The organism is Nostoc sp. C052 (assembly GCF_013393905.1).
GTDB lineage: Bacteria > Cyanobacteriota > Cyanobacteriia > Cyanobacteriales > Nostocaceae > Nostoc.
Genome location: NZ_CP040272.1, coordinates 2,416,432 through 2,437,979 on the forward strand (window position 1 = coordinate 2,416,432; position 21,548 = coordinate 2,437,979).

Sequence of the window (21,548 nt, forward strand, 5' to 3'; positions counted from 1 at the left end):
GCCTCAAACGTGGTGCGATCGCACCACGTTTGTCACCCGATCTTTAACACAGCTTCATAAAAAATTGGTATCAGCATTTACCTAACAGATAGAACTCCTATTTAATTTTAAAAAAGCTCCCTACAACGAAAAAAAGCTGAGGACGTTTGGCGAAGCCTCAGTGGTTCACAGCAGAAGCCTACTCCGTGCTTATCGCGCTTGCGCTTCTCTACGAGAGGCTTTGCCAATGCACATCACGCAAATAAGTTAAAAAATCCAATTGGATTGCTATAGTCAAATTTGTATCTATTACTGAGAACATACACACGTATTTATTGACGAAAGCTAATTAATTAAACTCAGGTTGTGTTAAAAATTCATATACTTTTTGTTTGAGTTAGTTAAATATGCGAATTAAGAGTTGATTTTAGATAAATCAGCATTTTAAAAAAGTTCAGTAACATTGCTCTTTTAATAACAAGTTAAATCTAACTAAAATATTAATAGTTGTGCTGGCTTAGTTGATAAAAAACTTCAATTGTTCCAGGTGTATCTATTTGTCAAATCTCTATTAGACAGATTCATTAGTACTAAAATAAGCGCTCTCTTCTCTTTTACGAAGGATAATGTTTGTTTTCACCTTGCCTGATATAAAAGTTAGCGGATTAACGTACTAATAACTAGTAAGTCTATTCATTTAGAAATCGCTGTAATTAGGTTTTCTTAAACAACAGCGTCATGATTTATGTTGAGAAATTGCGGTTTCCTTTCCAATTAATAACAAACACAACTTCTTTCAGCTTTGAATATTTATCAACCCATTTTACCAATTCCCATGCAACAATATATTTCTCATTTACTCCTACTAGTACTAGGAACAAGTTCAACTTTCGTCATTACTCCATGTCAAGCTCAAACTCCAGCAAAACCCAACAGTCAAAATACTGATAAGATTACTTCCATATCTTCAAATTCATCTTCTACTATCCAATTGAGTGATTTTGCCAATTCTAATAGTAGCAAATCATCTATTCTCTCTGAAGCATCATCTAGTAACTCTTCTGCGGCTAATGCCAATATAACAGGAAACAAACCTAAGCTACGGGTTCCTATCTCCAGCAGAATTTTTCCCACACCTTCGATGCAGCAATAATTAGCAGCTAAATATTCAGTTTACTTCCTTGGACTGACAGGTATCTAAACTCATACATGATATACACTATTACCTAGTGAAAATACTAACCTATTGAGAGATTTTTAATTTTTCTCTTTTGTTGGGGTAGGACAAATATCATCTATAGCGGCTCTCGTATTATGCGGGAAGCCGCTAGGTAATGTAGTCCCGCATTTCTCACAAGCTTGAAATGCAGAGGTGCAAGGGAGCAGGGAAGCAGAGGAGAGTTCAATGTGCCTTGTTCTTTCCCCTCTGCCCCTCTGCACAAGGTTTTGAGAGATGTGGTGAGAAATCCGGGTAGTGTCTACATTCATTGAAAAACTGGCGTTACACCAGAAGTTGCTTGACGATCTCCTTTTAAAATACCTGTCCTGGGGGAATTACTATGGTGGTCTTTATTTTTTATTTATAACTACCCTCTTAGTCATGATTTTGCCCTAGTAAATCTGCAATTGAGGTGAGTAATTCAGTTGGTTGTACTGGTTTGGCAATGTGTTTCTGAAAACCAGCTGCTAAAACTCGATCGCGATCGCTTTCTCCAGCATAGGCGGTAAGAGCGATCGCCGGAATTTCCCCGCCCTTCTCTTTGGGCATGGCTCTGAGCAGTTTAATCAGGCTGTAGCCATCTATTTCTGGCATTCCTAAATCACTAATTAATAAATTAGGCACAGCCTGTGCTATAATAGATGCCGCCTCATTTACAGATGCCGCAGCAGTTATCAATGCTCCATTCTGTTGTAGCAGGAAGTGCAGAAACTCTCGTGTGTCAACATCATCATCGACAATCAATATTCGTAGTCCGCTGAGAACTGACGAGTTAAATTTTTCCCTTGCTTCCCCTGCTCTCCCTACTCCCTCACTTTCCTTCATCACGGGCAGTTTAATAGTAAAAACTGCTCCCTGTCCAATTCCTGGACTAGCTGCTGTTGCGGTACCACTATGCAACTCTACTAAGTGATGAACTATGGCCAATCCCAATCCCAGTCCCCCAAATTTCCTGGTTGTGCTGCTATCAGCTTGACGAAAATATTCAAATACATGGGGCAGGAATTCAGGGGAAATACCTTGACCTGTGTCTTTAACTTGAATTAGTGCTGAGTCGGAAGTAAATTCACGACTCAATGATAGGCTAACTTCGACTGAACCACGAGAGGGAGTGAACTTGACTGCGTTTGAGAGTAAATTCCCCACAACTTGCTGTAAGCGATTATAATCGCCTAACACTTTACCAACATTGGGGTCAATCTGTACTTTAATCTGGATAGATTTGGTTTCGGCGATTAACCTGACTGTCTCCAATGCAGCATCAATTACAGCTACCAGGTTCACAGGGGCAAAAGTCAGGTTCAACTTACCGCGAATAATTCGAGATACATCTAGCAACTCATCAATTAATTGAATCTGCAATTGAGCATTTCTTTCGATGGTTTCTAAAGCACGATTAGTAGTAGCTTCATCAAATTTGCGGCTTTTGAGTAGTGATGACCACCCTAAAATGGGGTTGAGGGGCGATCGCAATTCGTGCGAGAGAATGGCGAGAAACTCATCTTTATTCCGGTTTGCCTGTTTTAGTTCCTCTGCTTGTTGCCTGAGTGCCTTTTCTAATTGCTTCCTGGGTGTTAGGTCAAGAATAAAACAGATCCAAGATACGGGATCTCGCTCCACCAAGGCACCACCGATTAGTATGGGAATGCGGGAACCATCCTTGCGAATGTATTCTTTTTCAAAGGGAGTACATATCCCAACCTTTAAAAGTTGCTCTAGTCCTTGCTGATCGAGAGCGTGATATTCAGGTGGGGTCATGTTTTGTCTGCGTATCTTACCCGCTAATAGTTCCTCTCGGCTATAACCCACCATTTCTAAAAAAGCCTCGTTCGCCTCAGTAATGCGATCGGGAGTGGCGAACATAATACCAATAATATTGGAATCAACTAACCGCCTTAATTGAGTTTCGCGCTGGCGCAAATCATTTTCTACTTGTTTGCGCTGGGTAATATCCTGGGTAGTACCCATCATCCGTACTGCCTTACCCTCGGCATCATAAAAGACGCGACCTTTAGCAGCAATCCAATGAATACTACCATCAGACCAAAGGATGCGGTATTCTATGTCACAGTCAACCTTTTCTTCAAGAGAGCGGGCGATCGCTTCATGAATGCATTGGCGGTCTTCTGGATGTACACAGTTGAGGAAAATCTCAAAGCTGATTTCGGCTTCTAAGGACACTCCAAACAGCTGCCGACATTTGTCTGTCCAAATTACCTCGTTGGTGGTGATATTCCAAAACCACATACCCAGTTCGGCAGCATTAGTAGCCAACCGAATCCGTTCTTCACTCTCACGCAGATTTGTTTCAATTTGCTGGCGTTCTTGTAGCGCCGCTTGCTGTTCGGTAATATCAGTAGTAGCACCAACTACTCTAACTAACTGGCCATTTGCATCTCGGACTGCAAACCCCTGGTCTTGCACCCACAAATAGCGGCCATCCTGGTGACGCACTCGATACTCAATGCGATAACGGTTTCCATTGGCCATACTAGCGATGAACTGGTCATTAACTCTTTGTTGATCGTCGGGGTGGATACGTTGTTGCCACCACTCGAAAGTAGGTTCAGTTTCTTGTTGTGTATAGCCAAAAACCTGTGTTAGACCCTGAGTTCTTTCCACAGTATTTCTCCCAATCTCCCAGTCATAGATTAGGCAATTAACCGCCGCCGCTGCTAACTCAAACCTTTCATTACTTTGTCGTAGAGAAATTTCTATCTGTCGTCGCTCTGTAATATCAAAAGCGATCCCCAAAAGATATTGCGGCAATCCATCAGCATTTCTGCTGTGCAAAGTGTCATAGCTACAAAACCAGCGCCATTCTCCATTGGCGTGTCGAATCCGGTATTCAAAGCTAAGGACTTCACCTTGATGAACAGAATTAAATTTTTCAAGATAGCTAGGGAGTCGCGCCAAATCTTCAGGGTGTAGAAGCTGGGTAGATAAATACTTTCCCATTGCCTGGATTTCGACTGGTGTATAGCCCCAGCTTTGAGCAATTTCATAATTGACGTAAGAATTTCGCTGCTCAATTAGGTCATAAATGTAGAGTATTCCCGGAAGAGTGCCAGCAATTTGTTGAAACAGACAGTGACTATCCCAAAGTGTTTGAAATTCATCTGTATCAACTGGTTGAGTATCTGGTTCACAGTTACCGTTCTGCTCAAACTGGGCGTACTTAGATTCCGTAATATCCGAAAAAGTTGCGACGATCGCATAGAGATTGCTTCCTTCTGCTTGAAACAGAGGTTGGGAGGAAAACAATAGCCAAACCAGTTCACCATTTGGCTGATAAAAGCCACACACCACATTTAAACAAGGTTTACCTGTATTTTTGGTAACACTTATAGGGTGAGTTTCACTGAGTAAAGGAGTGCCATCTTCATGAATAAATTGCCACTTGGGATCGAGCAGATTTTGTCCCACAAGCTGTTGTGTGGTTAGTCCCAAGATGCGATCGCCAGCGGCATTACAAGCCTGGATAGTGCCATCAGCCAACTGAAGCAGCATTCCCTCTTCTCCACTGGCGACTAGTGAATAATTGGTTTTTTTACTAACTTGCCGATGCAGCAGCTTGCCATTAGCCAGCTGGTTCTGGGACTTTTCCGCGTCTGGCATTGTATAAAGTTAAATAAATTTAGAGTTAATCTAAGATTCAGCGGCTCATACTTACATAAATTTTAGGGTAATTTCTTCAAACTTGAGGCAAAAGCAGCGATCGCTACTTCTATCATCGAAACAGTGCTGTTAGCGGATAGCTAAGGTTTAGCCCGTGCTGAGTAACTCAGCTTAGAGTAAAAAAAGTAATAATCCCACTCAGCACTCTTAAATCTTACAGACTTAGGGAACTTACGCAGAAAATTAAACTCAGCACTCATTACTCATTACTCATTACTCATTACTCAGCACTCAGCACTCTTAAATCAACCCCCAACATGAATACCAGGTCGCATTTGGGGATTCTTTTCAGCGCGGCGGAGGACTTCACGGGTAACTACAGCAATGTCACCTTCACCAAACAAGATAAAACGTAGTAAGTATTGTATGGGATTTCCCTCAACCCAACCGAAGTAAGCATGGGGAATCTTACCTGTTTGGTCACGAATATAGAGTAGTAAAGCTGCGATCGCATTTGGTACTGCTGCACTTTCAGCCCGAAGAATGCGATAATCACCAACTTGCACTCCTTTGACTACAATCACATCCGCAAATTCCGAAGCATCTGATACATGAACCTCTAGAAACAGAATTGGATCGTTGGGTGGAATATGGTTGTCCTCGCGCACCTCTTTCTCTTTCATAAAATACTCAAGGACATCGCCTGTATTCAACCGGTTTGCAATTAACCGTATTGCTCCCTGACTCTCTTCAGCAAGGAATTGGGCAGCAAGTTCGTCAACTTCGATTCGTTCTGCTCGCAGTTCCGTTGAACGCCAAACACGAGAAACTAGGGAGGTAAAAATGATCGCACCAATGAAAAACCCAGCGATTCTAATCCCTTCTGGTCTTTCGATGATATTGACAACGGTGGTATATAAAAATAACAGTGTAATGATTCCAAAAACGAGTTTGGCCCGCTTCTGTCTATGACGGTGAGCTGATAGGGTGACGGCAAAGGCGGCTGAGGTGATTAACACAAGTACACCAGTTGCGTAAGCCCCACCTTGGGCTTCTACACTTGCTCTAAAGATAATTGTGACAACAAAAGCGATCGCTGTGTAGACTAACACCAAAGGTCGCGTTGCTCGTGCCCAATTAGGAGCCATACCATAGCGTGGTAGGTAGCGAGGCACAATATTCAACAGCCCTGCCATTGCAGACGCACCGGCAAACCACAAAATAGAAATAGTACTTAAATCGTAAATAGTGCCAAAGCCATTGCCTAAATAAAGATGTGCTAAATAAGCAAGGGCCCGTCCGTTGGCTTTGCCTCCAGATGCAAACTCTGCGGTTGGAATCAGTAAAGTAGTTATAAAGCTGGTGGTGAGCAAAAAGAAGCTCATAATCAGAGCAGCAGTGGTAAGCAGCTTGCGTGTATTCCGAATTCGCCCTTTGGGATGCTGCGGAGTGCTGTTATTGCTGCCTTTTACCAAGGGCATAACGGTAACACCAGTCTCAAAACCTGACAATCCCAGTGCTAGTTTGGGGAATATAAGCAGAGAGATACCAATTAATATTAAAGGGTTGGAATGGTTTGCAAAAAGTGCAGTTTGCCAATTTGCGATCGCTTCTGGGTGAGCTAGAATCTGATACAGACCGACGCTAACAACAATGAAATTTAACAGCAGATAAACTGCCACCAAAACTACTGCAATCCCAATGGCTTCTCGGAAACCTCTTAAGAAAACTGCACCTAGTAATGCAACTAATATCAGAGTAACTGCGATCGTCTGACTGTGAAACCAAATTGGTGTCAGCGGATTTTCGATAATATGGGCAGTAGCATCAGCAGCCGACAAAGTAATGGTAATAATAAAGTCAGTTGCTACGAACCCAAGTAAGCACAGCACAAGTAATTTGCCTTGCCACCAAGGGAGCAAACGCTCTAACATTGCGATCGACCCTTCACCATGAGGGCTTTCAGCAGCAATGCGCCGATAGATTGGCAATGCTCCAAAGAGCGTCAGCAAAACCAGAATTAGGGTAGCTATAGGAGAAAGAGCGCCAGCCGCCAGTGCTGCAATCCCAGGTTGATAACCAAGGGTCGAGAAATAATCTACACCAGTCAAGCACATTACCTGCCACCAAGAATGCTGGCGATGTGGTTCTTCTTTGCGGTAAGGCCCTTCCTTCTCTCGTCGTCGGTCTTCTTCAAGCAACCAGTGGATTAACTGGTTGCCGAGCCGTTTTGTTGAAACAATTGAATTAGCCATCAAATACGGTTGTGTTGCAAAAGTCGGCTTTGTGATTTTTTTAAGCCTTCGTAGTTTATTTAAATTTTTAACTACAAAGATATAGCACTATATATTGTAGGTTAAGCATCCTATCCGATTTATAAAATATATAGTAGCTGCTCGTAGTCGTCTAGTGTATCAAGAGCAATTGCAACCTCTTGTATGGAAAGATTTAATCCTGTATCCGTATATTTTCGGTTTAATGCTTTCGCACCCTTAGTATTTTCAAGCTGCATCAGTTCTCAATACTTCTCGGTTAAGCATTTTCAACTTGGAATTAGGTTTAGGGTAAAGGTTTTTTCTTTCCCCTTTTCCCCAAAACCCGACAAGTATTGCATCAGTTCTAACCATCTAAGTTACTAGACTGAAGAACAAACAGACCAATAATAGACCTAATAGCAACAGCAAAGCTTGGTTGCGTTTTACCCAAATTTTCACCGTTATTGCAAAACTGTTGGTGTAACGCTGCTGTTCTAACTCTAACTTTGTCTCTTCAATATTTTGGTAGAGGGTACAGTCTTTGGCATAGGGACGCTGGGGAAAATTGCAAGTATCATCAGCGTGATAAGTGCAAGTGTCGCATAGATACCCGTCCCCAATAGCGCGGTGCAATGGAATACCGGGATGACCGTAAGCTTTGAGTGTTGTCCGGCAATAAGGACAACTAATAGCTTGACTATCAACAAGTTGATGGCAGTGGGGACAAGATACAGTAGCCAAAACCTTTAGCGCAAATAAATTAAGTAAACACATTGATTCTAGCCATTTACAGGGGGAATAGTGAAATACATACACAGCCTGTTAATTTTGAATATGACTAGCTTTCAGAAGTGATTATTTCATCAGCAAAAGCACTAATTTTATGATGATTTTTATATTTTTCTAAGTGATTTCTATCACTCAAAATCATTAAGGTTATGGCATAATCTAGCAAATATAAGGTTTTGTCCCAATTCCAATAATTATTTAGAGGTAGAAAAATATTGCCTTTTAATCCTGAGCTATGCCGTAACGAAAGCGAAGTTGAAAGCAAACTCATAGTGCAATATTTGCTACCGCAGCTAGGTTATACTCCTGACACCTGGCATCAAGAAGTTGCCATTGGTAGCATCCGCTTAGATTTCTTAGCATTTGCCGCGCAAGTGATTCCCTTTGTCTTAGATGCCAACTCACCGCTGAGTGTCGTCATGGAGGCAAAACATCCCAAACAAAACTTAAATAATCATGTCCCCCGACTCAGGCATTATTTAACCAGCTTGAATGTCAGGTATGGATTGTTAACTAATGGCAAAGAGATTAGAATTTATGAGAAATTCCAGACTGATATCAAACTAGTATTTCAATGTTCTGGCAAAGAAGTTGAGACTAAATTAGCGGCTATTAAACGTTTAATTGGTAGAGAGAGCCTAAAAGAAGGACAGTTAGTAGATAAACCAGAAGTGAAAATAACTGAAAATAATTCAAAATTTGAAACGAAAAGGGAATATTCAATGAAAACAATCGCGGTTTACCATAATAAAGGTGGCGTTGGTAAGACAACAACTGTAGTTAATCTAGCTGCTGCTATTAGAAAGAAAGGAAAAAGAGTTCTAGTTATTGATTTAGATAGTCAAGCCAACACTACATTTGCTACTGGTTTAGTCAAATTTGATGATGAAGAGTTTGATGATATCAAAGATTCTAATATTCGTCATATCTTGCAATCAGAAGATTTTTTTCCTATAAATGAAGTCGCCAGAAAATCCCAATTTACAAATCCAGAAATTAGCGTTGTTCCTTCTCATATTAGTTTGATGAATTATGAAAATGAGTTAATTCAGCAAGAAGATAGTAAAATGATGCTTGCTCAAAAACTAGATGCAGTGGCAGAAGAATATGATGTAGTATTGATTGATACTCCTCCTTCATTAAATCTGTACGCTAGAATTGCTCTAATTACTGCTGACTATCTTATTATTCCTTCTGATCTCAAACCATTCGCTAATCAAGGACTAATAAACGTCAGAGAATTTATCAAAAAGATAAATGGATTTAGAAAACAAATAAGAAAGCCTCAAATTGAAATTCTAGGTGTATTAGCTTGCAAAATATCTACTAATAACCAGTTTATTAAACATACTTTACCCAAACGACTCGAAGCTATTCCAAAACGGTATGATTTTGAGATGATGAATACGGTAATTTATGATAGAGATGACCTGGCAAAATGTGCTGAGAGGTTTCTTATTATAGGAGATATGGAGGTAGCTGATCCTATTTCTGTCCTTGATTTTAAGCCAGATTCAACTGCTGCACAAGAATTTGAATTATTAGCAATAGAAGTTTTACAAAAAATAGGGTTGAATTAATGAAATTATCTACATCACTTGTTGCTATCAAGAAAATTGCTTCTAATGTACCTCGTTCAAGTTTTAGAGATGATGAACTAGAACAGGCAGCAAATCTTATTTTAGAAGCGGCGGGAGTTATTAACCCTATAGTTATTCGTCGCTCAAGTATCAATTCCTTTGAGGTAGTTGATGGACACTTTGAATATCATGCTGCTGCTAGGGCTAGAGAAATAGAGCCTCATAAGGGCGAAATGATTGGAGCATTTATTATTGAGTCTGAAAATGAGGAGACTTTAACAAAGCAAGTTCAATTATTTAGACAGCAAAAAGCTGATTCTTCAGAAAAAACATCTTTACAATCAAAAGATATAGAACAATTTTTAATAAATTTGGAATCACGTTTTGAAAAGATAACGAACCAAATATTAGAGCAAGCAACTACTAATGCAAAGTTAGAAAATGAAATTAAAAAGCTTAAAAAGCAGATGGCTGATAAGACTGAACCAATAGAAGTTTTTAAAACACTTAGTCAAGTTAAAATTGTCTCAAAATTACAAAATGCTGGTTTTAATCAAAAAAAAGCTTCTCAGATAGCAGAAATAGTAGAAAATGAGCGCAATAAGAAACAATTTCAATCATTGAATGATGTAGTAGAAAGGGTTAAAATACCGCGTGGTAAAGGGATGGTTAAAGCCATAAGTATTGAAAAAATGCTCGAAATAGTTGATCGTTGGTCAGAAAATAATTGATTAAAGAAATTAGTAAAGTACATTAATGGAGTGTAAAACTCTGCATAATTTCATTTATGCTTCTGCATCAACTCATTCCCATAGCTTAACCCCGCACCTGTCGCAGTGCATTAAACGCCTTACTTCGCAACCCAATAGGTAACAACGATAATCCTAAACCAGTCCAAGCTTTAGGAGTGGAAAAAGACTGTCCTGCCAAAACTAGCTCTCTGCCTTTTTGCGTTTCACCCTTTTCAATCAAACGCAAACCTAATAATAATTTCGTTTCAGTTAGACGATTTTTCCTGATTGTCTCTATTTTTTCAGACTCAAACTTATAATTTTCTAAATACCGGATTTTATCAAATAAATAAGGAATAGCTCGATTGATACCTTGCTGCTCTGCATGGTAGCGATATTCCATCAATAATTCTGGTAAGTAATAGCCCTTTTTTCCAGCCAAAGCCAGACGCACAAATAAATCATTATCCTCACAATTTTGCAAATTTGCCTGCATATATCCTAATTCTTGCAAGGTTTTACGGCGAAATAATGTCGCCCCAACTTGAAAGCTTTGCTGAATAAATACGACTTCTAATAAATTATTTACAACACCGACTGGCAAATTATTCCTACCCCAACGATGAGAATTTTCTTGAGTTTTTACCTCATCCCGCACATTGTTAATATCAATTATCCAATGGTCTGTACCAACAAAATCAATGCTAGAGTCTTGAGCAAGAATAGCCGCTGTATTTGCGAGAAAATCGGGTGTTAGCCGGTCATCATCATCAAATTTAATAAAATATTCACCGCTGGCTGCATCAAAGCCAGAGCGCATATTATTACTTTTACCAATATTTTGCAGATGACGGATATATTTAATCCGCTCGTCTGTGTACTGTGACATCAATTCAGGTGTGCTATCCTTAGAACCGTCATCACAAACAATTAGCTCAAAGTCTTGCTCAGACTGATTGAGTACACTGTCAATAGCATAAGGAAGGAGATGAACACGATTAAAAGTAGGAATGCAAACAGTAATTTTAGCCATACTATATACTAATAACTCGGTGAGAATGAAGCTATTTTAGTTATGGATGATACTAATATTAATATTACGCGTTGTTTGTCTGCATTGGTAAAACTCGTGCTGTGGTATAGCTTCTCCCAAAAATGCCCCGTGTCCTTGAGATTTCGATTAAAACACATGGCAAGGTAGATAAATAACAACAGACGCTCAAAAAATCATATCTCAACCCCCAAAATCGAAGCTAGACTTGCAATTTTAAAACTGAGGTTGCTTGGCAACTTCACATTTCTCCTACTCCTTAGTGGAGAACCATTATAGATGCAAAAATTTCATAATATTTGTTACTTTCTTTAAAATTTTTAATTCTGGTATATCTGGTTTTAATTTTTCTGCGATCGCTAAATTGGGTTCAGCTTGTAAAGGTTGAAAATTATATAAATAAACAAAAGCTAAATAAAGATATGTGTAAGGATTTTCAGCATCATATTTAGTTAATTCTATCAAATTTTGGATTAGTTCTGGAACTTGCCGCCGTAAAAGTTGTGATAACACTAGATTATAACGCCAATTTAAGTTATTTGGCTCTTTTTGCAGATGATAATTACCTGCTAATTCAATTTGTTTTAAATAATCCTGAGTAGGATCGTATTGATTGAAATTACTTATTTGTACAAATAGATTATCTAATTTTCCCTGTTGTAAATCTTGTGCTAGTTGTGAAGTTCTGGTAACTAAATCTAAAGGTGGCGATTTTTCTACTGTTCCTATGTTTGTCACATTTACAGTAATATCTGGAATATTTAAAGAAGTGATTTTGTTGTTTCTCCTATCTAAATACAGTGCTGATAGTTGATATTTTCCTAGTGGTAGTGTTTTGGGAATAAATGTGGCTAAATCCTCTTTTACCCGGAAACTTCCTTCTGGGTGACATTTGATGCCACAGTATAAATTACCCAAGCCAATGGCATGATCGTGATACCAGTATGATTGATCATTTTGCCATTTTAACAGTAATAAACCATTTTGCAAATCATCCCATGAACCTGTTATTTGATAGGTTACAGAGTTATTTTTATCTAAAATTAGTTGCTGAGAAATTTCAACTTTTTCTAGACTAATTACAGACTCAGTATTACTTATTTTTTGAACAACTACATAAGGATTTTTGCGGTGATATAATCGCAATTTATCTCTACCAGGTAATATCCAATCACCCTGTAATTTCAAATCAGTAGAAGATTCCACTAAAGATTTTAATTTACCTTTAGTTTCTCCACTTTCTCCCGGTTCATTTGGTTCATTCTCTCTGGTGACATACCAAGAGAAATATTGTAAATCTTGCTCTATGCGAGATAACTTCGTTGTTAATTTTCTGCCATATACGCGAAAGTCTGCTAATGTCCCAAAATAATCTAAAGTAAACTCATTTATCTGAGGTAACGAAACGGGAATTACCCCTAAATTTGACCTTAAATATACATCTGTTTCGTTGATTTTATTTATCAGTTTATCTAGAGGATATTTCCTAGCATCATCATTAGGTAAATGTTTACTACCCCATGTTTGAATTAGGGGTAATGGAAACAAATTATTGAGTAAAACTATGACACTTAAGACAAGGGTAGTTAATCTCAACCTGTCAAAATATATATTTTCAATTAAGTTGAATAAATCAGCCAATATTAAACTAATTATCGGAAAGCATGGCAAAATAAATCTAATATCTTTATTTGTGCCCAAAGTACAAATTATATAGCTACTTACTAAGGTAACTAATAACCAAATTCGAGCCGATTTATGAAGATTTTCTGAAATTAAATCAGTATAAAATCGATATTTAATCAGATAAACCAATAAAATACCAATACTCACAGACAATATTGGTAAACCAACGCTTTCTGGGATCATCTGTGGATAGTATAACCATCCAGCAATAGTTGTAGCAGAAGGATCGCCCTCCCCTTTTCCGACTTGGTTAGCGTTTAATGCTGATGTAATAATCGTTAACCAATTTACGCCATACCAAAAATGACAAATTAACCAAGCTATCATCAAAGATAAGCAAGTTTGAATTAGCTTGGTAAATTTACGTTTTCTAATAAAACTAATTAATGTCCAAATACTAGGAACTAAAATAAAAATAATCCCTGTAGGTTTAGCCAACATGATTAAACCTATTCCTATGCCCAAGACTATAGTTAATGCCCATGATGGAAACCGAATATAACTATCTTTCCAAATCGTCAGAACTGTGAAAGTTAAGATAACAATTGCTGTCAAACCATAATCTAATAAATAATCTGTCCGCATAATTCCCAAAATAGGAAATAATAGACAAAATATGCTGGCGGTTATGCTAATTTTTCGGTTTTTAAATAAAAAATTCCCTAAATGATACACTGAAAGTATAATTATTGCAGTGTACAATAAGTTGACCAAACTTGCTTGGTCAGATCCCCGTCCAAACAACATCAAAAATGGTACTGTGCAAATATATACAAAAGGAGCGCGATAACTTGGAGTTAATTGCCACAGAGATAACCACCAATCTCCTGAGAAGATATTGAAGTTTTGAAAAATTTTATAATGATATAATGCTACCGTTAAATGTGCGCTTTGATCGTAAGCTGGAATCGATTCATCTAAGAAAAACCAAGTTCTATCTATAGCTAATGCTATCAGCCAAATTATTAGCAGGATGATATAGTCTTTTCGTTGCTGATAATGGTTAAAATAACTCATATTTATTGACTCAAAAACAAAGTTTATCAATTATATATCTGTCATCTATCGCCGTTTAACTAACGATTGCTAGAGAGAACAGAAAGGCTTCTAGCACTGGGTATTAGTAAGGGCGATAGATCGAATTGACGGCTTCTTCAGCCACACTAATTTTGTAAAATACTGGCTTACATTGTTTCTTGTTAGACTTGTACACCTACCGTATTTTATCGTAGTCTTGTTCAAAAATAAAAATAGAAATGTAGATTCTAAATAGATGAAAATTGCTACAATAAACCAGTAGTAAGAATACAGAATTCAGAATTCAGAATTCAGGATACTCTATCTATAAAGCAAGACGCTTGGGTTAAGAAATAAATTTATTTGTTGAGGCAGGTAGGGGGAGCAGGGGGGAGAAAAAAGTTTATCTGAAGCGTATTGACCGGGAGCATCCCAATTTTGCAAGAACAATGTTTATCATTACGTTCGCCTCTGACGTTCCCGTTGGCGCAGCCTCTCGTAGAGAAGGGTACGAAGCAACAGCGTAGTGTTCGCAATGACAATTTGTAACCTGTTACTAAAAATAGAGGTTCTTTGAACTAACTTGTCATGAATTAAGTTGAAGAGGAATTGTAATAATAAACTCAGTTCCTTCTTTTACAGTAGATATACATTGCAGTTGACCACAATGTTTTTCTACAATAATTTGATAGCTGATGGATAGCCCCAATCCAGTGCCTTTCCCGACGGGTTTAGTGGTGAAAAAGGGGTCAAATAATCGCTTTTGTATATCCTTGGGAATTCCAGTACCATTATCAGCAATGCGAATAACTACTTGCTGATTATCTGTGACTTCAGTACGAATAATAATTAAGGGTGATTTTAGAGTTGAATCAGCTGATTCAAAACTCTCAAAGATAGCATCAATTGCATTTGCTATAATATTCATAAATACTTGATTTATTAACCCAGGATAGCATTCTACTAGAGGAATATTGCCATATTCTTTAGAAAGAGTAATTTTTTTACCAGTCTGCTGATTGATTAGACGGCTTTGTAATATTATTAGAGTACTATCAATACCTTCATGAATATCAACTATTTTTTTCTCAGATTCATCGAGGCGAGAGAAATTGCGTAATGAAAGAACTATTTCTTGGATACGTTCAGTACCAAACTTCATAGAATCAAGAAGCTTGAGGTAATCAGCAGTTAAAAATTCTAGTTCTAGTTCTGCGATCGCAGCTTGAATTTCTGCTACTGGCGCAGGATAATGGTATTGGTATAAGCTAATTAATTTTAGTAAATCTTGAGTGTATTTGAGTGCATAAACCAGGTTGCCAGCAATAAAGTTGACTGGGTTATTGATTTCGTGTGCAATCCCAGCAACAAGTTGCCCCAAAGCCGCCATTTTTTCATTCTGAATTAATCGAGTATAGTTATTCTTCAGGTTACGAAAACCTCGTTTGGCAATTCTAGATTGTTCTTCTACTTGCTCTAGTTGAGCTAATGTTAAAATATGAATTTGAGAATAAGCTAAAAGCAACTGATGGAAATCGAGTAGTTTATAGCTGCCTAACTGAGTTTCTATTAAAATCGGCTCATATACAAATTGAGGCTCTCGCTGCAAAGCTACCTTATTTGCTTCTACAATGAGCGTCTCCTCAGAAATTATACATACATCTGGTTGCAAAAAGTTAATCAGATTTATCGCAGGTCGTTTAGAAAATAGTGGGAAACTATAGGGACGGCTCATGTGTTCAAAAAATCTTTGTCGGGAAATCATGCCTACATAGTTATGATTTTTTACTAGGATAATTCCTGGTAGTAAAGGCTCTTGCTTAAAAAGTCTATTCAAATCATTTGCTGGACTATCTGCATCGAAGTAAACAGACCAAAGTGGTAATTCTTGCAAAGTAGACTCTAATCGCAAGTTCAGATTATTAGCATTTGTCATGCTATGTATAGCCAACATACTTTCAATCCTTTCTTTATCTTGAAGTAACGTTTATGGTGACGCCCCGAACAAGCATTGCGATAATTGCAAAGTTAATCAAACTTATATTTCCCTAATTACTGCTTAAACTCACAGTTATGCTGCAAAACTTTTGCTATTAGGGTATCCCATACTTTTCTATGCTGGACAATATTGCTACTAATATTACAGAAATTACGTATTGACAATTTAGACAAGAAATTGACTAGTAAAAATAATAAAAGAATATGCGTCGCTAACCCCCAAAAAATAATTTATGTTGTCTCCCAGTACTTACGTATGGACTGCTATTTTACGCCATTACGAGTGTCGATGCAGCCTCTCATAGAGAAGCTAAGGGATTTCCAAGAAATAAATTATCCAAATAAACTAACCACAGAGACGCAGAGAACACAGAGAGAGGAGACATAGAGAGAATTTTTGCGTCAGCTTTGGGATATTGTTTTATTTGGAAGTGCCTAAGTAATTGCAAAAGCTTCTTTTTCACCACGAGTACGTAAGTCCTAAAAGGATAAATAGGAAGGCATAAGCCTGCAAAAAAGCCCCACCGGATATTTTATTTTGTAGAATAGGCATTGCTATTATATGCTTGTTTAATTGGAAGTCTAATATCGATTTTAGTTTCCTGGTTTGCAATGGAAGTACATTTGATAGAGCCACCATGTTGCTCAACGATAATTTGATGGCTAATAGACAAACCTAAACCAGTTCCTTGACCAACAGGCTTAGTAGTAAAAAAAGGCTGGAAAATGCTTTGGCAAATCTCTTCACTCATGCCACAACCATTATCAGCGATTGAAATAGTGATTTGATTTTCCTGAGAATGAAATGTATGAATTAAAATAGTTGGTGTTTCATCTGTAGTTTGACCAAGAATATCTGCTTTTTTCATTAAGGCATCAATAGCATTATTAATTAAATTTAAGAATACTTGATTTAAAGAGCGAGGATTACAAAAAATCTTAGGAATGTTCCCATACTCTTTAATCACTGAAATAGGTTTGCTATTACTAGAAGAACCGTTAAGCCGATGCTGCAAAATGACTAGTGTACTATCAATACCCTGATGAATGTCTGCTTTTTTATAGTCAGCTTCATTCAGACGTGAGAAATTTGACAGCAATTCTACAATTTCTCCAATACGAGTTGTGCCAACCTGCATTGAGTTTAGCAGCTTTGGCAAGTCGCTTTGGATAAAGCTCAAGTCGCTGTTAGCAAGAGCCTTGACTATTTTGATATCTGGATTTGGATATACAGAAGCATAAGTTGCGAGAAGATTTAGTAAGTCATGGCTATACTGATGAAGATATTCTAAATTCCCATGAATAAAACTCACTGGATTATTAATTTCGTGAGCAACCCCAGCAACCATTGTTCCTAACGCCAACATAGTTTCGCGTTGAATTAACTGCATTTGAGATTGCTGAGTTTCTTGTAATTTAAATAAAGTTGACTCTGCATTTTCTTTTGCTGTACGGTATTTTTCCTGTACGAGAAACAATCTTTGCAGTGTATGGTGGTAGATAGTAACGCTAAAAAAGACGAATAATGCTCCAAAAAAGAAAACCATGCCAGTGAGCAATGGTATCCATTCAATCAGCTTTTCAATTGTTAAATAGATGCATAACGAATAACCACCGAGAAAAAAAACCATGAGTAAAAACATGATTTGCCAACTCAGTTTGTCTGGTTCTGTCTTAAATAATTTGAGAATTTTTTGAGTCCTAAGAATGGATAGTCCCATTATCCAAGCGCCAAGAGTAATTAGGGTGATAATGAAGGACTGAACAATTGCAGAGCTTAACATGGTATTGAACCGAAATAGATGTAAAAAATTGATGAATGGTCTATAAACTATTGCTATATCTACGTTGTAGCATTTTTTATGTTCAAATTATTCTGTGTATGAATGCACTATCACCGAAGCAGTGCTGAGTGCTGAGTAATGAGTGCTGAGTAAAAAAAGTAATAATTGCACTCAGCACTCCTGAATTTTCACTCTATAATTGCTTTTAGCCTAAAAAACAAAAGTCAACATACTGTTTAGTTGGATGTTCCCTAGTGTCACGCAAATACCTCAGCACCATTGTTCAGATAAAGGTAAAATATCCTTGAGCGTAGGCATAGCCCGTCGCAGGCATCGCCACTCATTTCTAACATCATCGGATATTGTGAAATTTTTGCGCGTAACTCAATAGCATCTATGACCGCTTCTCACTCTGAAACTCCATCTACCAGACCCGACGCGAGTACTTTTATTTCTGACCATCAACAGGTAGACCGCAGCAAGCTAAGTCAAATGTACCTGCACTATGTCGAGACGAAAGATAAATATCCTCACGCGGTATTGCTGTATCGGGTAGGAGATTTCTTTGAATGCTATTTCCAAGATGCTGTCAAACTAGCGCAAGAATTGGAATTAGTTCTCACTAGTAAGCAAGCTGGAGAACAGGGACGAGTGGCGATGTCTGGTGTTCCGCATCATGCTTGGGAACGCTATGCGACGATGCTGGTGGAAAAAGGCTATGCAGTAGTAATTTGTGACCAAGTGGAAGATGCTTCTGAAGCTGCTGGGAGATTGGTACGGCGGGAAGTAACGCGCATCCTGACTCCTGGTACTTTGCTGGAAGAGGGGATGCTCAAATCCAGTCGCAATAATTACTTAGCAGCAGTAGTAATTGCCGCAAATCATTGGGGTTTAGCTTATGCAGACATCTCCACAGGTGAATTTCTTACCACACAAGGTAGTGATTTAGAACATTTGACACAAGAATTAATGCGCCTGCAACCATCAGAGGTGCTGGTTCCGACAAATGCGCCCGATTTGGGGAGTTTGCTGCGTCCGGGAGAGACTTCACCACATCTGCCGGAGTGTTTGCCACCATCATTTTGTTATAGTTTGCGATCGCAACTACCATTTTCCCAAGGTGAAGCTAGACCTAGATTATTGCAGAAATTTAAGGTGCGATCGCTCGAAGGACTCGGTTGCGATCATCTTCCCCTCGCCGTTCGTGCGGCTGGCGGTCTTCTGGAATACCTGGAAGATACTCAAAAAGAAAACCCTGTTACTCTTCAGAGACTCCGCAGCTACACTGTCACCGACTACCTAATTGTTGACAATCAAACCCGCCGTAACCTAGAAATTACCCAAACCGTCCGGGATGGCACTTTTCACGGTTCCCTGCTTTGGGCGTTAGATAAAACAAGTACAGCGATGGGTGGGCGGGCTTTGCGGCGCTGGTTGTTGCAACCGCTACTTGATATTAAAGGTATTCGGGCGCGGCAAGATACCATCCAAGAATTGATGGAAAATACGCCTCTACGTCAAGATTTACGGCATTTGTTAAGGCAAATTTATGATTTGGAACGACTCACCGGAAGGGCGGGTTCTGGTACAGCGAATGCTAGAGATTTAGTAGCTTTGGCAGATTCCCTCTCACGCTTACCGGAATTATCCAACTTAGTAATTGAGACGCGTTCCCCCTTCCTGAAAGCTTTGCAGAAAGTCCCAAGTGTGTTGGAAGAATTGGCACAAAAGTTACACGCGCATCTTGTAGAGTCGCCACCCATACTAATTAAAGAAGGCGGACTAATTCGCCCCAGTGTAAATCCTCTTTTGGATGAGAGAAAGGCGACTGTAGAAGCAGACCAGCAATGGATTGCTAACTTAGAAGTTGATGAAAGAGCTAAGACAGGAATTTCGACACTGAAGGTAGGATTTAACAAAACTTTTGGTTATTATATCAGTATTTCCCGCAGCAAAGCTGACCAAGTACCCGCTAATTATATCCGCAAGCAAACCCTGACCAATGAAGAACGTTACATCACTCCTGATTTGAAGGAACGGGAAGCCCGGATTTTGACGGCGCGAGATGATTTAAATCAGTTGGAATATGAGATTTTTACGTCGTTGCGGGAAGAGGTAGCACAAGAGGCAGAAGTAATTCGCAATCTGTCTCGTGCAGTGGCGGCGGCGGATGTGTTGTGTGGTTTGGCTGAGTTGGCGGTGCATCAAGGTTACTGTCGTCCCGAAATGTTGCCAGGAAGGGAGATTAACATTGTTGATGGGCGTCATCCGGTGGTGGAACAGTCTTTACCTGCGGGATTTTTTGTGCCGAATTCGACGCAATTGGGAAGTGAGGAAACGAACCGCAGAGGCGCAGAGGACGCAGAGGAGAAGGAGAAGAGTTTTCCCGCACCTGACTTAATTATTTTGACTGGGCCAAATGCTAGCGGCAAAAGTTGTTATTTGCGGCAGGTGGGATTGATTCAGTTGATGGCGCAGATTGGTAGTTTTGTACCAGCTAGATTTGCCAGATTGGGAATATGCGATCGCATTTTTACCCGTGTTGGTGCAGTAGATGATTTAGCAACTGGTCAATCTACCTTTATGGTGGAAATGAATGAAACCGCAAATATTCTCAACCATGCTACATCTAGGTCGCTGGTATTGTTAGATGAAATTGGCCGCGGGACAGCAACATTTGATGGTCTTTCCATCGCTTGGGCGGTGGCAGAATATATAGCAGTTGATATTCGGTCACGCACAATTTTTGCCACGCATTACCACGAGTTAAATGAACTGGCTAGCATTATCCCGAATGTCGCTAACTATCAGGTGACGGTGAAAGAATTACCCGACCAAATTATCTTTTTGCACCAAGTCCAACCAGGAGGTGCTGATAAGTCTTATGGAATTGAAGCGGGAAGATTAGCGGGTTTACCGGCTGTAGTTATTCAACGGGCAAAACAAGTGATGGGGCAAATTGAAAAACACAGTAAGATTGCGATGGGGCTGCAAAATCTTGATGGGTAATACCAAATTTAATGTGAAGCTGCACTAAATGAGTAACTCTCTATTCTTGGCGTACTTGGCGGTTCGTTTAATATTCTGTGCATCTTCATACAGAATTGGTATAAGCAAGTTTGTAGTAAGACTTTAGTCCTTATTTTCTAAACACTAAAATCCTTACTACAAACCGAGGTGTTAATTACTGCCGAAAAATTTCTACTTTTTGTAACACCACTTCTTGATTTGGACGATCTCTAGTTGTAGGTACATTAGCAATCTTCTTGACTATATCTAGACCTTGGACAACTTCACCAAAAACACTGTGTTTGTTGTCAAGGTGAGGCGTTGGTGCTTCTGTAATGAACCATTGCGAACCATTAGTACCGCGTCCGGCATTAGCCATCGACAGGATACCTGCACGAGTGTGTCTCAATTCAGGATGAAACTCATCCTGAAATTGATATCCTGGGCCACCAGTACCCCATCGGTTGGCTGTATCTAGATAACGACTCAGAGGATCGCCACACTGAATCATAAAATTAGGGATGACTCGGTGAAAGCGCACCCCATCGTAAGCTGGAGTTCCCTTACCAGATTCACCAGTTTTAGGGTCTTTCCAGTCGATTGTTCCGGTTGCTAGACCGACAAAATTTTTGACGGTGTTGGGGGTTCGCTCTTCTTCCAAACGAACTACAATTTCACCCAAGGAAGTAATTAAGCGAGCGTGCAGCTTGCCATCACCGGGAATATTAATTTCTGGAAAGCTCATTAGATATCCTACTTTTAACAAGTGCCTGTATTGACCTATATAAGTTTATCAGCATTCAAGTTACTGCCTTTAGACATGACAAAAAAC

General features: G+C 39.0%; 12 protein-coding genes. 4 read left to right on the forward strand and 8 right to left on the reverse strand.

Features of this window, described 5'->3' with window-relative positions; genetic code table 11:
• Positions 1–781 precede the first annotated feature (781 nt).
• Positions 782–1,132, forward strand: a complete 351-nt coding sequence (locus FD723_RS09535) for a hypothetical protein (protein ID WP_179065120.1) — start codon at positions 782–784, stop codon at positions 1,130–1,132.
• 441 nt (positions 1,133–1,573) lie between these two features.
• On the opposite strand, the gene FD723_RS09540 is transcribed toward FD723_RS09535, so the two are convergent.
• From FD723_RS09540 to FD723_RS09550, 3 genes are all read right to left on the reverse strand, one after another.
• Entirely contained in the window at positions 1,574–4,816 is a 3,243-nt protein-coding gene (locus tag FD723_RS09540) for a PAS domain-containing protein (RefSeq protein WP_179065121.1), read from the reverse strand.
• A 305-nt stretch (positions 4,817–5,121) separates the two neighbouring features.
• Positions 5,122–7,071 carry an APC family permease gene (locus FD723_RS09545; protein WP_179065122.1) on the reverse strand — a complete coding sequence of 650 codons (1,950 nt, stop codon included), beginning with the start codon at positions 7,069–7,071 and terminating at the stop codon, positions 5,122–5,124.
• Between the two features lie 372 nt (positions 7,072–7,443).
• Positions 7,444–7,812 (reverse strand): zinc ribbon domain-containing protein, encoded by a 369-nt coding sequence (locus FD723_RS09550; RefSeq protein WP_179065123.1) that lies wholly within the window; start codon positions 7,810–7,812, stop codon positions 7,444–7,446.
• Between the two features lie 263 nt (positions 7,813–8,075).
• On the opposite strand from FD723_RS09550, the gene FD723_RS09555 reads away from it, so the two are divergent.
• The gene (locus tag FD723_RS09555; RefSeq protein ID WP_179065124.1) at positions 8,076–9,440 is read left to right on the forward strand and encodes an AAA family ATPase; all 1,365 of its coding nucleotides are present in this window, start codon (positions 8,076–8,078) and stop codon (positions 9,438–9,440) included.
• On the forward strand, positions 9,440–10,171 hold the full coding sequence (locus tag FD723_RS09560; RefSeq protein WP_179065125.1) for a hypothetical protein: 732 nt from the start codon (positions 9,440–9,442) through the stop codon (positions 10,169–10,171). The genes FD723_RS09555 and FD723_RS09560 overlap by 1 nt, the downstream gene beginning before the upstream one ends.
• Positions 10,172–10,256: 85 nt before the next feature.
• Here FD723_RS09560 and FD723_RS09565 read toward each other — a convergent pair whose 3' ends face one another.
• The 4 genes from FD723_RS09565 to FD723_RS09580 all read right to left on the reverse strand — a co-directional run bounded on the left by FD723_RS09565 (position 10,257) and on the right by FD723_RS09580 (position 17,707).
• On the reverse strand, positions 10,257–11,204 hold the full coding sequence (locus FD723_RS09565) for a glycosyltransferase (protein ID WP_179065126.1): 948 nt from the start codon (positions 11,202–11,204) through the stop codon (positions 10,257–10,259).
• A gap of 291 nt (positions 11,205–11,495) precedes the next feature.
• Positions 11,496–13,925 carry a glycosyltransferase family 39 protein gene (locus FD723_RS09570; RefSeq protein ID WP_179069094.1) on the reverse strand — a complete coding sequence of 810 codons (2,430 nt, stop codon included), beginning with the start codon at positions 13,923–13,925 and terminating at the stop codon, positions 11,496–11,498.
• 586 nt (positions 13,926–14,511) lie between these two features.
• A complete protein-coding gene (locus FD723_RS09575; RefSeq protein ID WP_179065127.1) occupies positions 14,512–15,879 on the reverse strand; it encodes an ATP-binding protein in 1,368 nt (455 codons plus the stop codon).
• A gap of 577 nt (positions 15,880–16,456) precedes the next feature.
• Positions 16,457–17,707, reverse strand: a complete 1,251-nt coding sequence (locus FD723_RS09580) for a sensor histidine kinase (RefSeq protein ID WP_179065128.1) — start codon at positions 17,705–17,707, stop codon at positions 16,457–16,459.
• Positions 17,708–18,103: 396 nt separating this feature from the next.
• Here FD723_RS09580 and mutS point away from each other — a divergent pair, with 396 nt between their 5' ends.
• Positions 18,104–20,716 carry a DNA mismatch repair protein MutS gene (gene mutS, locus FD723_RS09585; protein WP_179065129.1) on the forward strand — a complete coding sequence of 871 codons (2,613 nt, stop codon included), beginning with the start codon at positions 18,104–18,106 and terminating at the stop codon, positions 20,714–20,716.
• A gap of 175 nt (positions 20,717–20,891) precedes the next feature.
• Here the strand turns inward: mutS and FD723_RS09590 are convergent, their stop codons facing one another.
• Complete coding sequence (locus tag FD723_RS09590; protein ID WP_179065130.1) at positions 20,892–21,461, reverse strand: peptidylprolyl isomerase; 570 nt, start codon at positions 21,459–21,461, stop codon at positions 20,892–20,894.
• Positions 21,462–21,548 lie beyond the last annotated feature (87 nt).

Coding starts and splice junctions, on each gene's coding strand:
- FD723_RS09575 (WP_179065127.1), bottom strand. CDS start 15,879: ATGTTGGCTATACATAGCATGACAAATGCTAATAATCTGAACTTGCGA.
- FD723_RS09545 (WP_179065122.1), bottom strand. CDS start 7,071: ATGGCTAATTCAATTGTTTCAACAAAACGGCTCGGCAACCAGTTAATC.
- FD723_RS09570 (WP_179069094.1), bottom strand. CDS start 13,925: ATGAGTTATTTTAACCATTATCAGCAACGAAAAGACTATATCATCCTG.
- mutS (WP_179065129.1), top strand. CDS start 18,104: ATGACCGCTTCTCACTCTGAAACTCCATCTACCAGACCCGACGCGAGT.
- FD723_RS09560 (WP_179065125.1), top strand. CDS start 9,440: ATGAAATTATCTACATCACTTGTTGCTATCAAGAAAATTGCTTCTAAT.
- FD723_RS09565 (WP_179065126.1), bottom strand. CDS start 11,204: ATGGCTAAAATTACTGTTTGCATTCCTACTTTTAATCGTGTTCATCTC.
- FD723_RS09590 (WP_179065130.1), bottom strand. CDS start 21,461: ATGAGCTTTCCAGAAATTAATATTCCCGGTGATGGCAAGCTGCACGCT.
- FD723_RS09580 (WP_179065128.1), bottom strand. CDS start 17,707: ATGTTAAGCTCTGCAATTGTTCAGTCCTTCATTATCACCCTAATTACT.
- FD723_RS09540 (WP_179065121.1), bottom strand. CDS start 4,816: ATGCCAGACGCGGAAAAGTCCCAGAACCAGCTGGCTAATGGCAAGCTG.